At 72.7% G+C, this 15,155-nt stretch carries 12 protein-coding genes and 1 pseudogene; 2 read left to right on the forward strand and 11 right to left on the reverse strand.

Going from position 1 to position 15,155, the window contains the following annotated elements:
- Window positions 1-106 precede the first annotated feature (106 nt).
- The 10 genes and pseudogenes from CP968_RS13100 to CP968_RS13140 all read right to left on the reverse strand — a co-directional run bounded on the left by CP968_RS13100 (window position 107) and on the right by CP968_RS13140 (window position 11,801).
- Entirely contained in the window at window positions 107-523 is a 417-nt protein-coding gene (locus CP968_RS13100) for a cytidine deaminase (protein ID WP_150518195.1), read from the reverse strand.
- The gene (locus CP968_RS13105) at window positions 520-1,782 is read right to left on the reverse strand and encodes an ABC transporter permease (RefSeq protein WP_150518196.1); all 1,263 of its coding nucleotides are present in this window, start codon (window positions 1,780-1,782) and stop codon (window positions 520-522) included. The genes CP968_RS13100 and CP968_RS13105 overlap by 4 nt, the downstream gene beginning before the upstream one ends.
- Entirely contained in the window at window positions 1,779-2,894 is a 1,116-nt protein-coding gene (locus CP968_RS13110; RefSeq protein WP_150518197.1) for an ABC transporter permease, read from the reverse strand. The genes CP968_RS13105 and CP968_RS13110 overlap by 4 nt, the downstream gene beginning before the upstream one ends.
- Window positions 2,891-4,558: an ABC transporter ATP-binding protein gene (locus CP968_RS13115; protein WP_150518198.1), complete on the reverse strand. Its 1,668-nt coding sequence runs from the start codon at window positions 4,556-4,558 to the stop codon at window positions 2,891-2,893. The genes CP968_RS13110 and CP968_RS13115 overlap by 4 nt, the downstream gene beginning before the upstream one ends.
- 231 nt (window positions 4,559-4,789) lie before the next feature.
- Window positions 4,790-5,842, reverse strand: coding sequence for a BMP family lipoprotein (locus tag CP968_RS13120; protein ID WP_150518199.1), 1,053 nt, complete (start codon window positions 5,840-5,842; stop codon window positions 4,790-4,792).
- A gap of 231 nt (window positions 5,843-6,073) precedes the next feature.
- Window positions 6,074-7,318: an amidohydrolase gene (locus CP968_RS13125; RefSeq protein WP_150521894.1), complete on the reverse strand. Its 1,245-nt coding sequence runs from the start codon at window positions 7,316-7,318 to the stop codon at window positions 6,074-6,076.
- A 137-nt stretch (window positions 7,319-7,455) separates the two neighbouring features.
- Window positions 7,456-8,667, reverse strand: a complete 1,212-nt coding sequence (locus CP968_RS13130; protein ID WP_373303998.1) for a hypothetical protein — start codon at window positions 8,665-8,667, stop codon at window positions 7,456-7,458.
- Between the two features lie 48 nt (window positions 8,668-8,715).
- Complete coding sequence (locus CP968_RS34800) at window positions 8,716-9,630, reverse strand: N-acetylneuraminate synthase family protein (RefSeq protein ID WP_229886031.1); 915 nt, start codon at window positions 9,628-9,630, stop codon at window positions 8,716-8,718.
- 432 nt (window positions 9,631-10,062) lie between these two features.
- Window positions 10,063-10,431: pseudogene (locus tag CP968_RS34805) on the reverse strand (acylneuraminate cytidylyltransferase family protein); the annotation flags it as partial.
- A complete protein-coding gene (locus CP968_RS13140; protein WP_373303999.1) occupies window positions 10,428-11,801 on the reverse strand; it encodes a DUF6716 putative glycosyltransferase in 1,374 nt (457 codons plus the stop codon). The pseudogene CP968_RS34805 and the gene CP968_RS13140, both read right to left, overlap by 4 nt.
- 176 nt (window positions 11,802-11,977) lie before the next feature.
- Between CP968_RS13140 and CP968_RS13145 the strand changes: the two genes are divergently transcribed.
- Together CP968_RS13145 and CP968_RS13150 are read left to right on the forward strand one after the other, a co-directional pair.
- On the forward strand, window positions 11,978-12,967 hold the full coding sequence (locus CP968_RS13145) for a glycosyltransferase family 2 protein (protein WP_150521896.1): 990 nt from the start codon (window positions 11,978-11,980) through the stop codon (window positions 12,965-12,967).
- Window positions 12,967-14,421: an alpha-2,8-polysialyltransferase family protein gene (locus CP968_RS13150; RefSeq protein WP_229885988.1), complete on the forward strand. Its 1,455-nt coding sequence runs from the start codon at window positions 12,967-12,969 to the stop codon at window positions 14,419-14,421. The genes CP968_RS13145 and CP968_RS13150 overlap by 1 nt, the downstream gene beginning before the upstream one ends.
- On the opposite strand, the gene leuE is transcribed toward CP968_RS13150, so the two are convergent.
- The gene (leuE, locus tag CP968_RS13155; protein WP_150518202.1) at window positions 14,414-15,064 is read right to left on the reverse strand and encodes a leucine efflux protein LeuE; all 651 of its coding nucleotides are present in this window, start codon (window positions 15,062-15,064) and stop codon (window positions 14,414-14,416) included. The two genes, CP968_RS13150 and leuE, sit on opposite strands and share 8 nt — an antisense overlap.
- Window positions 15,065-15,155 lie beyond the last annotated feature (91 nt).

Consider the following 15,155-nt stretch of genomic DNA (forward strand, 5'->3'; position numbering starts at 1 on the left):
AGGTGACTTCCTTCTACGCGCATAGAGAGAGGGGTGTACGGAAGGGGGAGGAGGAGGGAAGACGACGGCCCTCCGCCCGGGAGGGGGCGGAGGGCCGTCGGCACGGCTATCTCAGGTGGTCGGGCCCGAAGGCCTGGGGCAGCATCGCGCTCAGCGGGACGATGCCCTCCGGCGTGTCCACCTGGAGCTCCGGGCCGCCGAACTCGTACAGCAGCTGGCGGCAGCGCCCGCACGGGACGAGGGCGCCGCCCTTGCCGTCCACGCAGGTGAAGTGCGTGAGCCGGCCGCCGCCGGTGGCCTGGAGCGAGGAGACCAGCCCGCACTCGGCGCACAGGCCCAGGCCGTAGCTCGCGTTCTCGACGTTGCAGCCGGTCACGACCCGGCCGTCGTCCACGCGGGCGGCGACCCCGACCGGGAAGCCCGAGTACGGGGCGTACGCGCGGGACATGGCGTCCCGGGCCGCGGCCCGCAGGGCCTCCCAGTCGACGGCGGCCTGGGCCGGTACCGGCGCCGGGCTCGTCACTTGCCCTGGCCCTTGCGGTACGGCAGTCCGTCCGCCTTGGGCATGCGCAGCCGCTGCGCCGACAGTGCGAGCACCAGCAGGGTGGTGACGTACGGGGCCGCGTCCACGAACTGGCTCGGCACCGAGTCGGTCAGCGCGTACCAGACGAAGAGCAGCACGCCGAAGAGGGCGGAGACGCCGGCCTGGACGTACTTCTTCTTGTACAGCTGCCAGGCGCAGACGAGCAGCAGCAGGATCGCGATCAGCAGCAGCAGCGCGTGGACGTTGGTGGCGCCGCCGCGCAGCTTGAGGCTGTCGATGAAGCCGAACAGGCCCGCGCCCATCGCCATGCCGCCCGGCATCCAGTTGCCGAAGATCATCGCGGCGAGGCCGATGTAGCCGCGGCCGCCGGTCTGGCCCTCCTGGTAGATCGGGCTGGCGACGATCGACAGGAACGCGCCGCCGAGGCCGGCCAGGGCGCCCGAGACGATCACGGCGATGTACTTGTACTTGTAGACGTTGACGCCGAGGGACTCGGCGGCGGTCGGGTTCTCCCCGCAGGAGCGCAGGCGCAGGCCGAAGGTGGTGCGCCACAGCACCCACCAGGTGCCGGGGATCAGCAGCAGGGCGACGACGGTCAGCAGCGACAGCTCGGTGACCAGGCCGCCGATGACGCCGGCCAGGTCCGAGACGAAGAACCAGTGCCTGCCCTGGAGGTCGGCCATCCAGTCGGACAACCCCGGCACGGTGATCTTGTAGATCGGTTCGACCTGCGGCGACTGCTTGGAGGAGCCGCCGGGGGCGTCGGCGAAGGTGAAGTTCGACAGGTACTGGGTGAAGCCCAGCGCCAGGATGTTGATGGCCACACCGGAGACGATGTGGTTGACGTTGAAGGTCACCGTGATGATCGCGTGCAGCAGGCCGCCGATGGCGCCGCCGATGAGACCGGCCATGACGCCCGTCCACGGGCCCCACTGGTAGCCGGCCCAGGCACCGAACCAGGTGCCGAGGATCATCATGCCTTCGAGGCCGATGTTGACGACGCCCGCGCGCTCGGCCCACAGGCCGCCGAGGCCGGCGAGGCCGATCGGGACGGCGAGCGACAGCGCGCCGGATACCTGGCCGACGGAGGTCAGGTCGTCCGCGCCGCTGATCACGCGGACCAGCGAGACCAGCGCGAGGCCGCCCGCGATGATCAGCATGATCCACGGCAGGGTGAGCTTGTTGCGGCCGGCCTTCTTGGGGGCGGCGGCCGTCGCGGAAACGGTGCTGGTGCTCACGCCGCGACCTCCTTGTCGGTCTTGATGGCGTGCCCGGCGGCCAGCTCCTCGCCGACCTTCTGCTGCTGGCGTCGGATGCCGTAGCGGCGGACGAGTTCGTACGAGACGACGACCGCGATCACGATCAGGCCCTTCATGATCGTGCCGATCTCCTTCGCGTACCCGGCCTGGTCGAGCGAGGCCGAGGCCTTGTCGATGAAGGCCATCAGGAAGGCGGCGAAGAGGATGCCGACCGGGCTGTTGCGGCCGAGCAGCGCGATGGTGATGCCGGTGAAGCCGACGCCGACCGGGAAGGCCAGGTTGTAGGTGTGCGTCTCGCCGAGCAGCTGCGGCATGCCGGCGAGGCCGGCGACCGCGCCGGAGATGAGCATCGAGGTGACGATCATCTTCTTGGCGTCGACGCCCGAGGCCTGGGCGGCGGACTCGCTGGCGCCGGTGGCGCGCAGGTCGAAGCCGAAGCGGGTGCGGTTGAGGGTGAACCAGTAGACGACGCCGAGGGCGAAGGCCACGAAGGTGAACCCGTAGATCTCCAGCCCGTCGCCGAGGGAGACGGCCGGGAACCAGCCCGACGCCGGGATGTCGCCGGTGGTGAGGTCGTTGGAGCCCTCCACCTGGACGCCGAGGTTCTTCGTCAGCATCAGCCAGGCGATCAGGCTGGTCGCGATGGCGTTCAGCATGATCGTCGAGACGACCTCGCTGACTCCGCGCCGGGCCTTGAGGACACCGGCGATGCCGGACCAGAAGGCACCGACGAGCATGGCGACGAGGACGATCAGCAGCAGGTGCAGCGGGCCGGGCAGGGCCACGGCCGCACCGACCACGGCGGAGAGCATCGCCGCGAGGCGGTACTGGCCGTCGACGCCGATGTTGAAGAGGTTCATCCGGAAGCCGATGGCCACGGCCAGGGCTGCCAGGTAGTACGTGCCGGCCTGGTTCACGATGAGGACCTGGACGTCCTCGTAGCCGGCGTTCTCGACCATGAGGCGCAGCGGCTCGATCGGGTCGATGCCCGTCGCCGCCAGCACGATCATGGTCAGCAGGAAGGCGCTGACCAGTGCGAGCACCGGCCCGGCGAAGCCGAGGAGCAGCCGGTCCTTGTCGATTTTCTTCATCGGACCTCGTCCTCCGTGGAGCCGGTACCGGCGTCGGTACCGTCGGCGGAGTGGTTGTCGGTGGCGTCCAGGTGCCCGGAGGCGGCGCCCGTCATGGCGGTGCCGAGCTCCTCGGGGGTGACGGTCGCGGGGTCGGCGTCCGCGACGAGGCGGCCGCGGTAGATGACGCGCAGGGTGTCGGACAGGCCGATGAGCTCGTCCAGGTCGGCCGAGATCAGGAGCACGGCCAGGCCCTCGCGGCGGGCCTCGCGGATCGCGTCCCAGATCTGCGCCTGCGCGCCGACGTCCACACCGCGGGTGGGGTGGGCGGCGATCAGGAACTTGGGGTTGTGGCTCATCTCGCGGCCGACGATCAGCTTCTGCTGGTTGCCGCCGGAGAGCGAGGACGCGGTGACCTCGATGCCGGGCGTGCGGACGTCGTACTCGCGCACGATCCGCTCGGTGTCCTTGCGGGCCGCCTTCGGGTCGAGGATGCCGCGCTTGGAGTTGGGCGCCTCGGTGACGTGGCCCAGGATGCGGTTCTCCCACAGCGGGGACTCCAGCAGCAGGCCGTGCCGGTGGCGGTCCTCGGGGATGTACCCGATGCCGCCCTCGCGGCGCTTGCGCACCGGGGCCTTGGTGATGTCCAGGCCGTCCAGCGTGATCACGCCCGTGTCGGCGGGGTTCATGCCCATGAGGGCTTCGATCAGCTCGGTCTGGCCGTTGCCCTCGACGCCCGCGATGCCGAGGATCTCGCCCTTGTGGATGGTGAAGGTGACGTCGTCGAGCAGCAGTCGGCCGGCTTCGGCCTTCCGGTGCACCGGGGAGTCCTCCAGCGCGGCGTGCGCCAGGACCTCCGGCTCGGCGGTGACGGCGCCGGCGGCGGCGAGGGTCAGGCCCTTGACCGCCAGCATCGGGACGTCCGTCACGGTCGACTCGCGGGTCTCCGGCGAGGGCAGCTCCGCGCCGACCATCAGCTCGGCGAGCTGCTTGGTGGTGGCGGTCTTCGGGTCGGCGGTGCCGACCGTGGTGCCGCGGCGGATGACGGTGATGTCGTCGGCGACCTTCAGCACCTCGCCGAGCTTGTGCGAGATGAAGATGACGGTGAGGCCCTCGGCCTTGAGCTCGCGCAGGTTGTCGAAGAGGGCGTCCACCTCCTGCGGCACGAGCACGGCGGTCGGCTCGTCGAGGATGAGGATCTTCGCACCGCGGTAGAGGACCTTGAGGATCTCCACGCGCTGCCGGTCGGCGACGCCGAGGTCCTCGACCAGGGCGTCGGGGCGGACCCCGAGGCCGTACGCGTCCGAGATCTCCTTGATCTTCCGGCGGGCCTTGGCACCGATGCCGTACAGCTTCTCGCCGCCGAGGACCACGTTCTCCAGGACGGTGAGGTTGTCGGCGAGCATGAAGTGCTGGTGCACCATGCCGATGCCGCGGACGATCGCTTCGCCGGGGCTGCTGAAGGAGACCTGCTCGCCGTCGATGGCGATGGTGCCCTCGTCCGGCTTCTGCATGCCGTAGAGGATCTTCATCAGGGTCGACTTGCCGGCGCCGTTCTCGCCGATCAAGGCATGGACCGTGCCCTTGCGGACGGTGATCGCGATGTCCTTGTTGGCGACGACGCCGGGGAAGCGCTTGGTGATGCCGTGCAGTTCTACGGCGGGGGGCGGGCTGGACGCGTTGATGACGCACTCTCCTTGGCGCGGAAGGAGCGGAAGGCAGGGGAGGACAGGGCGGGGAGAGAAAGTATCGCGTCCACGATGCTTCTACGCGCGTAGCACTGTCGGAAGTGAAATCTGGTGACCATCAGGCCACTTGGGTCACGGACCGCTGGTACGGGATGCGGCGCGGGGCCCGGGAGCGGCAGAGACCGCTTCCCGAACCCCGGAGACCGCGACTACATGTCAGAGACTGCCTTACGGGGCGGTCTTGACCGTGATCTTCTTGGCGATGATCTCGGCCTTGGCCTTGTCCACCGCGGCGATGACGTCGGTCATCTTCTTGTACTCGGGGTTGGAGTCGGCCAGGCCGACGCCGTCCTTGTCCAGGCCGTAACGGATCTCACCGGTGGTCGGCTTGCCGTCCTTGACCGACTTGATCAGGTCGAAGACGGAGTCCGAGACGTCCTTGGTGACCGAGGTCAGGATGTGGTCCTTGTACTTGACCAGACCCGCCTGGTTGTACTGGTCGGAGTCGACGCCGATGGCCCACTTGCCCTTGGTCGAGGCGGCCTCGATGGCGCCCGAACCGGCCAGACCGGCGGCCGCGTAGATCACGTCGGCACCCTGGTCGAGCTGGCCCTGCGCGGCGGCCTTGCCGAGGTCGGGCTTGGCGAAGCCGTCGAAGTTCGGCGGCTGGGTCAGGTACTGGGTGAGCACCGTGGCGTTCGGGTTGGTGTCCTTGACGCCCTGGGCGAAGCCCGCCTCGAACTTCTTGATCAGCGGGACCTCGACACCGCCGATGAAGCCGACCTTGCCGGTCTTGGACACCTTGGCGGCGGCGACGCCGGCCAGGTAGGAGCCCTGCTCCTCGTTGAAGACGAGGTTGGCGATGTTCGGGCCGGTGACCGAGGTGTCGTCGATGATGCCGAACGTGGTGTCCGGGAACTTCGGCGCGACCTTCTTGATGGCCGGGGCGTAGGCGAAACCGACGCCGATGACCGGGTTGTTGCCCTTGCGGGCCAGCTCGGTGAGGCGCTGGACCTTGTCGGCCTCGCCCTCGCCGTCCGTGGGCTCCGCCTCGGCGCCCTTGATCTTGAGGTCGGACTCGGCCTTCTGGAGACCGGCGTAGGCGGCGTCGTTGAACGACTGGTCGCCGCGGCCACCGATGTCGTACGCGATGGCGGCGCCGGCCTCCTTCTTCGAGTCCGATCCGGTGTCCGACGACTGCTTTCCGCCACAGGCGGTGGCCGAGAGGGCCAGCGCCGCGGACGCGATGCCCACGGTGGCGATCCTGGTGATCCGGCGCAAGGGGAGGCTCCTTCAAAACCTGACCGAAGCGCCACGACCGGCGCTGGTTTCGCGGCGATCGTAACGCGCGTAGATGTCAGTTAAAGGCCCGTTCATGAGTCGTTATCGGATCGTCGCGAACCGGACAGTGACCGATCGGTAACTGGTTCTGTGCCCAGCCCTTGCGTACCAAGGGCTGGGCACCTCCTTCGGAGACCGGGCGTACGGAAAAGGGTGCGCGGCCGGGAGGTCCTACGGGGCGGGCTCGCCGCGTACGGCGTCGAGCAGGGCCGCGGCCGTGAAGAACTCCACGCCGACCCCGATCGCGGCCTCGTCCACGTCGAAGTCGCCCCGGTGCAGGTCCCGCTTGGCGGTGTCGCCGGGAGCCCGGACGCCCAGGCGGGCCATGGCGCCGGGCACGTGCTCCAGGTACCAGGAGAAGTCCTCCCCGCCCAGGCTCTGCTCGGTGTCCTCGACGGAGTCGGCGCCGCGGCGGGCCGCCATCGCCTCGCGGAGCAGTTCGGTGACCACCGGGTCGTTGACCACGGGCGGCACCCCGCGGACCTGGTTGACCTCGAACTTGGCCCCGTGCAGGGTGGCGACCTCGTCGACGGCCGCGTGGATCATGTCGGGCGCCTCGTGCCAGGCCCTGAGGTCCAGGCAGCGAACGGTTCCGGACAGTTCGGCGTGCATCGGGATCACGTTGCAGGCGTGCCCGGACTCGATCCGGCCCCAGGTCACGGACATTCCCGAGCGGGCGTCCATCCGGCGGGCCAGGAGCGCCGGAACGTCGACGGCCACCCGGGCCGCCGCCGTCACCAGGTCGGTGGTCAGGTGCGGCCGCGCGGTGTGCCCGCCGGCGCCGGAGAGGGTGACTTCCAGCCGGTCGCAGGCCGAGGTGATGGCGCCGGCCCGCAGCCCGATCCGCCCCGCGTCGACCCGGGGGTCGCAGTGCACCGCGATGATCTTTCCGACCCCGTCCAGCACCCCGGAGTCGATGGCCTCGGTGGCGCCGCCCGGCAGCACCTCCTCGGCGGGCTGGAACAGCAGCCTGACCGGCCGGGGCAGCAGGCCCTGCCGGTCGAGCTCGGCCAGGACCAGGCCGGCGCCCAGGACCACGGTGGTGTGGACGTCGTGGCCGCAGGCGTGCGCCCGGTCGGGGAACGTCGAGCGGTAGGCGACGTGCGTCTTGGCGTCCGGGATGGGCAGGGCGTCGATGTCCGCGCGCAGGGCCAGCATCGGCCGGCCACCGTCCCGGGTGCCCACGTCGCAGATCAGCCCCGTACCGGACTTCAGCACCCGTGGTCGCAGGCCGGCCTTCTCCAGCCGGGCCTTGATCGCGGCCGTGGTGCGGAACTCCTGGTGCCCGAGCTCGGGATGCATGTGCAAGTCCCGGCGGAAGGCGATCAGTTCGGCACGCAGGTCGTCCGGCAGCTTGCCGGGCAGCTCGGACCGGGCGGACGCGGCGGGCTGGGCGGTCTGGGACTCGCGGGACATCAACTGGTTCACCCGTTCAAGGGTAGGCGTACGCACCGCCCAACTGGCCGGGGATCACGAAAAGTTCATGCCGTTAGGGGAAAGAAACCCGGCCTCTGGACGCATGACCGCTTGCGCCCGGGGGTAAACTCGCGCGCTCATCCGGCCGCCGGAGCCGTCTGGGCTGGGAGTCTGTGCACATCACGGGCGCTGTCGGTGACCCCGGCGAGGAAGCCGCGGGCCCGGGGCGAGGCGGTCCCGGTCAGCCAGGCGGGATCGACGTCGCATACGGCCACGGTCACCCCGGTGCCGGCCAGGGCGTACGGCAGGGTGTGCACGACCGTGGAGGGGAAGCTCACGATCGTGCGGCCCACCGGACCGCGCCGGGCGATCAGCTCCAGCGGCAGGTCCGGGCGGACGATCTCCAGACCCGTGGTCTCGCTCAGCAGCCGCAGCTTCTCCGGGGACTCCCGGCGGTGCGCGAAGTAGCGGGTGGCCCCGTGGTCCAGGGTCAGGGCGCGGACCGCGTCCAGGTAGCGGTCCGGATCGACCACCCCGGTCTCCACCAGGGAGGTGCCGACGAGGTCGGTGCCCCGGGTCGGGCGGGGCGGGCCGAAGCGGGCGCGGGTCCAGGCGAAGTCGTTGACCCGCAGCGTCGTCCCGCCGTGGACGGTGACCGGCATGGAGCTGAACACCTCGACCGCGCGGCCCCGGCCCGCGTCGGGGGTGAAGCGGCGCCGCGCGGTCGCCGAGACCGGCGCGTAGGCCAGCTCGCGCAACCGGCCGGCCGGTCCCCCGCCGCCGACCCGGTGCCAGCGCACGAGGCGCTCGCCGCGGGCGGTCTGGGCGACGAACTCCATGGTCGCGGTGCCGTCGTCGACCACCACCAGCCGCTCGGCCCGGACCAGGGTGAGCAGCAGTTGCACGTAGCGGGAGAAGGGGTCGCCGACGACGACGGTCCGGGCCGCGCGGACGTCCCGGGCCAGTGCGGCGAGGGCCTTGAGCGGGGCCAGCCGGCCGCCGCGCGCCTCCTGCCAGCGCACCTCGTGGCCCTCGTCCCGCGCCAGCCCGGCCATCCGGCGCAGCTGGCCCCGGGACATGGGGTCGGTCGGGGGCAGGACGACGATCCGCAGGAGCGGGGCCCCGTCGGCCGCGTACCCGTCGCCCGGCGGGACGGGGGCGGCGGGCGCGTCCGGTGCGGCGCCGGGCGGGCGGCCGGGGCCGCGGCCCTGGGCCGGGATGCCGTCGAGCAGCGGGCCGCGGGCGGCCGGGGCGGGCGCGTGCGCGTACGCCCATTCCAGGACGTTCAGGAGCTGGACCGGGCTCTCGACGAACGCCAGGGTGGGGACGGAGGGGACAGAAGGGGACACCACGTACTCCTCGTCGGGGGGCGGGACGCGTGCGCGCCGGACCTCGGGTCAGACGGCTACCGGCTCGCCCTGCACGCGGCGGAGCTTCTTCATGGGGCCGAGCTCGGAGGCGTAGACGCGCTTGACGCCGTCGCCGAGCGCGGTCTCGATGGTGCGGATGTCGCGGACCAGCCGGGTCAGGCCGCCGGGCTCGACGGACGCGGCCTGGTCGGAGCCCCACATGGCGCGGTCGAGGGTGATGTGGCGCTCGACGAAGGATGCGCCGAGGGCGACGGCGGCGAGGGTGGTCTGCAGGCCCGTCTCGTGGCCGGAGTAGCCGATCGGGACGTTGGGGTACTCCTCCCGGAGGGTGTTGATCACCCGCAGGTTGAGCTCCTCGGCCTTGGCCGGGTACGTGGAGGTGGCGTGGCAGAGCAGGATGTTCGCGCTGCCGAGCACCTCCACCGCGTGCCGGATCTGCTGCGGGGTGGACATGCCGGTGGACAGGACGACGGTGCGGCCGGTGGCGCGCAGGGCGCGCAGCAGTTCGTCGTCGGTGAGGGAGGCGGAGGCCACCTTGTGGGCGGGTACGTCGAACTCCTCCAGGAAGGCGACGGCCTCGGTGTCCCACGGGGAGGCGAACCAGTCGATGCCGCGCTGGGCGCAGTGCGCGTCGATGGCGCGGTACTCCCGCTCGCCGAACTCGACGCGGTGGCGGTAGTCGATGTAGGTCATCCGGCCCCAGGGGGTGTCGCGCTCGACGTCCCACTGGTCGCGGGGGGTGCAGATCTCCGGGGTGCGCTTCTGGAACTTCACGGCGTCGCAGCCGGCCTCGGCCGCGGCGTCGATCAGGGCGAGGGCGGTGGCGAGGTCGCCGTTGTGGTTGATGCCGATCTCGCCGACGACGTAGACGGGGCGGCCGGGTCCGGCGGTGCGCGAGCCGAAGGTGCGCAGGCGGTCGTCGGCGTGCGGGGTGGCGGTCATGGCGGGGGACGTCCTTCGCGTGGGTGCGTGCGGTGCGTGCGGTGCGGGGTCCGGGGCCGGTGCGGGGCCGGTGGCCGGTGCGGGGCCGGGGCCGGCCGGGGGTGCGGGCCGGGCGGGGGCCGGGTCCAGCAGCGGGGCCAGCAGGCGGGCCCGGGCCAGGTCGTGCGGGTCGTCGACCTCCAGGACCCGGGCGGGGTCGGTGGTGACGGGCAGGGTCCGGCCGAAGAAGCGGTGCCGGGCGGCGCGGAAGCCGGCGGCGTCCATGGCGTAGGCGGCGCCGGTCTCCAGCAGGTCCCGGGGGCGGTCTTGGCGCCGGGGGCGGTGCGCGGTGTGGTGGTTGACGCCCGCGCCGGAGCCGTCGGGCGCCTCCCGCCAGAGGAAGCCGTGGAACGGGGCCACGGTCAGCGCGGCGTCGGCGGCGCCGGACGCGACGGCGGCGGCCACCGATTCCACGTCGGAGGCGGACAGGAAGGGGCTGGTGCACTGGACGAGGAGGACCACGTCCACGGAGCGGGCGCCGTCCTCCTCGGCGGCGTCGAGCGCGTGCAGGACGGCGGCTTCGCTGGAGGCGGTGTCGCCGGAGAGGGCCGCGGGCCGGGCGACGACGTCCGCGCCCGCCGCGCGGGCGGCGGCGGCGATCTCGCCGGAGTCGGTGGAGACGACCACGTCGGTCACGGTGGGCGCGGCGCGGCAGGCCCGTACGGCGCGGGCGACCAGCGGGGTCCCCGCGACCTCGGCGAGGTTCTTGCCCGGGACCCCCTTGGAGCCGCCGCGGGCCGGGATCACGGCGAGGACCCTCACAGCTCCCCCAGCCTGCGGATCACCGGGGCCACGCGCTGCACCCCGTGCCGGTACGCCCCGCGGGCGGCCTCGCGCAGGTGGCCGCGCAGCCGCCGGCGCAGCCGGGACCCCTCCTCGGGGGCGCGGTCGGCGCCGGGGAGCGGGGTGCCGTCGGGGGCCAGGCGCTGGCGGGCGAGGATGCCGGGGAGGTAGCCGGGGGCGGTGGTGAGCGTGTAGTAGGGCGCGGGGGCGGGCAGTTCGGGTGCGGCCAGCAGGGCGGCGACCTTGGCCCGGGCGGCGGCGTAGGCATCGGCCCCGCCGGGCGCGACGGCGGCGGCCGGGGCGGGCACGCCGTCGAGGCGGGTGGCCGGTGCCCGGGCGGCCGGGCGGACGCCCTGGGCCGCGAGCCAGCGGGGGTCGGCCCGCGGGATGAGCCCGGCGTCGAGCTGGTCCCAGGAGGCCAGGCAGCCCGAGCCGAGGAAGTGGTGGTTGCCGAGTGCTTCGCGGATGCCGAGGTCGGTGAGGACCGCCGTGGGGATGGAGCGGTGCAGCGACTCCAGCGCGGCCGTGGACGAGACGGTGACCAGCAGGTCGGTGCCGTCGAGGATCTCGCCCATGTTCCCGTACACCAGACGGCAGTTGGACGGCAGTCCGCCCGGGATGCGCTCGGCGAGCCGCTGGTACGGCTGCTCCTCCAGGTGCGTGGTGTGCTCCCCCGGCCGGCTGCGCAGCTTGACCAGCACCTGCCGCCCGGGGTGCAGCCGGGCGTGCCCGGCCGCCCGCTCCAGCAGGTAGGCCCGGTCGGCGCGGCCGTCGGGGACGGAGGGCTGGACGGCGAAGACGACGGTCGGGGCCCCGCCCCCGGTGGGTTCGTACGGCGCCCCGCCCAGGAAGGGCAGCGCGGTCTCGGTGACGGCGCCCGCGTCGGCGCCCACCCCCTCGTAGACGGCGCGGAACCGCTCGGCGTCGTGGCGGGAGTTGGCGAGGACGAGGTCGGCCCCGTGCCGCAGCAGCAGCCCGTCGGCGAGCTTCTCGTACACGACGCCCACGTAGCCGGTGACGAGCACGGGCCGCTCGGAGGGGACGGGCCACAGGGCGCGGGCCCCGTGCAGGACGGCCTGGACGGCCCCGCCGACGAGCGCGAGGACGACCACGTCGTAGCGCTCGCGCTCCAGCTCCGCGAGGAACCGCGCGCAGGTCACCTCGGTGAGCCGGTCGGCGTCGACGCCCACCTCGCCGAGTTGGCGGGCGGTGGGCGTGGCGCGGCCGCGCAACAGGTGGCCGGTGAGCTGGTGGTGGTCGGGCACGAGACGGCGGGCGGTGAGTGCGCCCCATTTCCATCGCGTATCGGAATCGGCGAGCACGGCGACGCGCAGCTTGCGTTCTGGCACGCCGCAGAAACTATGGGGCCATTCCGGTGAACGGCCCAACGACCGCACAACAGCGGGTTAACAAGCCGTCGACGAAATGCGAAAGCGCACGGGTTAACGCGGCCGCCCCGCGCCGTTCACATGAAATCCCCGCACGGGACACGGTGAATGCCGGGCGGCGCCCTAATGTCACGCGGGTGCTCAAGCTCTCTGTTGTCGTGCCGTTCTACAACGTGCAGACCTACGCGCCGGACGCCCTGCGGAGCCTGCGGCTCAACGCCCGGGACGACTTCGAGTTCCTGCTCGTCGACGACTGCTCGACGGACGGGACCCCCGACCTGCTGGAACGGGCCGCGCGCGAGCTGCCCGGGGCGGTGCACCTCAGACACGGGCGCAACGGCGGACTGGCCACCGCGCGCAACACCGGGCTGGACGCGGCCCGCGGCGAGTACCTCGCCTTCCTGGACGGGGACGACTGGCTGGCGCCGGGTCACCTGGCGCGGGTCTTGGCCGCCATCGAGGCTCTGAACTGCGACTTCGTCCGGACCGACCATGTCCGGTGCACCGGTCGGACGCGGAGCGTGGAGCGGGTGCCCTACGGGCCGCAGGCGGTCGTCGGCGATCCGCGCGGCGCGATCCTGCCCGTCGACCGGGCGAGTGCGGTCGACTATCCGTACGCCTGGGCCGGGATGTACCACCGCAGGCTGCTGGACAGCGGGGTGCTGCGCTTCACGGACGGGCTGCGGACGGCGGAGGACCGGCCGTGGATCTGGCGGCTGCACCGGGAGGCGCGGTCCTTCGCGGCGGTCGCGATGCCCGGAATCTTCTACCGTCGCGGGATTTCCACCTCGTTGACGCAAATCGGTGACGAACGGCAGCTCGATTTCATTCGCGCATTTGATCAGGTACTCGCCGACACGGCGGCCGACCCGGAATCGGACCGATTGCTGCCGAAAGCGGTGCGCACGTATTGCGCGATCATCGCGCATCATTTCGGCTCGATCGAAAGGTACGAACCTGCCGTGGCCAGGAAACTCCGTTCGATGGGCGCGGACGCGCTCGGGCGCATGCCGCAGGACGTGTTGGACGGCGCCCTCGACGCGATGGACCTGGAGCGCGCCACTCTGCTGCGCCGAATCCGCCGCCGCGGCTCCGGCCGCCGCGTCCTGTCGGGAGCGGGTGCCTGATGACCACGAGCAGGAGTGCGAGCACGAGCACGGGCGCGCATGCGGCCGCGGGCACGGCCGCGACCGCCGCCCCGCCCACGCAGGTCTTCCTGGTCTCCACCCTCTACGGCGCGGCCTCGCTGGCCGCCGGTGTCGACGCCGGGCTCTTCCCGCCGGCCCGCCGCCGCATCCTGCTGACCAGCAACCACGCCGTCACCGCCGAAGTCGCCCCCGGAGTGGCGCGGGTGCCCGGCTTCGCGGCCCTGCGCACCAGGTTCGACGAGGTGCTCGACTGGAACGCCGTCATCGCCCCGCAGCACCCGAGCACCTGGGCCCCGCGCGCGGAGGACGTCCCGCTCTGGGAACGGCAGTTGCGCACCCTGTGGGGCCTCGGCGAGGACCGCGTCGAGCTGGTCGTGGAGTCCCTCCAGGTGCCCCCGGCCCAGAGCCTGTGCCGGCTCTTCCCCGGCGCCGCCGTGGACGTCTACGCGGACGGGCTGATGAGCTACGGACCCACCCGCTTCCGCCTCGACCCGCAGCTCGGGATGCGGGTGCGCCGGGTGCTCCACCCGGACCTGGTGCCGGGTCTGGAGCCGCTGCTGCTGACCGAGTTCGGCGTACGGGCCGAGGTGCTGCCGGCGGAGGCCCTGCTGAAGGTCTTCGCCGAACTGGCCGACCTGGCCGATCCGGCCGAGCTCGCGGAGCTCCCCGGACGCGCGGAGCTCCCCGAGCCCGGCGCGGGCGAAGGGCCCGCCCTGCTGCTCGGCCAGTACCTCTCGGCGCTGGACCTGATGACCCCCGAGGAGGAGGAGCGGCTGCACGTCTCGATGGTCCGCGGGGCCCACGCGCTGGGCCACCGGGAACTGGTCTTCAAACCGCACCCCGGCGCCCCGCTCGTCTCCTCGCGCCGCGCCGAGCTGGAGGCCGAGCGGCTCGGCGCCCGGCTGACCGTGGTGGCCGCACCGGTGCCGGCCGAGACGCTGTACCGGCGGCTGCGCCCGGCGCTCGTCGTCGGCTGCTTCTCCACCGGCCTGCTGACCGCCGCCACCCTGTACGGGCTCCCCGTGGCCCGGACCGGCACGGAGGCGGTGCTGGCCCGCCTGACCCCGTACCCGAACAGCAACCGGGTGCCGCTGGCCCTGGTCGACGCCCTGCTCCCGGACCTGGCGGACGCGGACGCGGTCCGCGCCTGGCGCGCCCCGGGCCCCGAGCGGGTCCGGGCCGAACTGGCCGGCCTGCTCACCGCGGTCGGCTACACCATGCAGCCGCGGATCCTGGCGGCCCACCGGGACCGGGCCGAGGCCTACCTGGCGGCCCTCCCGGCGCCGGGGGTCTGGCCGTACGCGACCCGCCGCCGGCTGACCGCGCTGGGCCTGCCCGGCGGCGTCCCGGCCCGGCTGGCGTTCCTGCCCCGGAGCCGGAGCGTGCGGCGGGCGGTGCGCCGGCTCGGGCGGCTGCGGCGTTCGCTCAGCTGACGGCGAGCTTGGCGGCGAAGCCCAGGAACAGCACGCCCGCCGCCGTGGTGGCCCCGGCCGAGAGCCGCTTGCGGCGCCGGAAGGCCGCGGACAGCCGGGTTCCGGTGAGGATCAGCATCGACAGGTAGAGGCAGCTGACCAGTTGGGAGAGCGTGCCGAGCAGCAGGAACGACAGCGCGGGGTAGGCGTACCCGGGGTCGACGAACTGCACGAAGAAGGACAGCAGGAACAGGATGGCCTTCGGGTTGAACAGGCTGACCAGCAGCGCCCGCCGGTAGGGCCGCTCGGCGCCGCCCTCCGGTTCCGCGCCGGTCAGCAGCGCCTCCTTGTGCGCCGTGCGGTCGCGCCACAGGGCGACGGCCGCCCGCATCATGCCCACGGCCAGCCACGCCAGGTAGCCGGCGCCGAGGAACTTCACCACGGTGAACAGCAGCGGGCTCCCCTGGAGCAGCGCGCCCGCGCCGACCGCCGTGAGCAGCATCAGCACCGCGTCGCCGGTGAACACTCCGGCGGCGGCCTTGTAGCCCTCCGCGACGCCGTTGCGGGCGGCGACGGAGAGCACGTAGAGGGAGTTGGGCCCGGGGAGCAGCACGATGAGCACCAGGCCGGCGAGGTAGGTAGGAAGGTCTGTCACACCCAGCATGGGCAGGAGTGTCCCACAGGGACGCACCTGTCCCGCCAGCCGTTTCCGGGGTGACGACGGTCACCCGTCCGGGCGAACCTCCGCACGCCCC

This window comes from Streptomyces subrutilus, from assembly GCF_008704535.1.
Taxonomy (GTDB): domain Bacteria; phylum Actinomycetota; class Actinomycetes; order Streptomycetales; family Streptomycetaceae; genus Streptomyces; species Streptomyces subrutilus.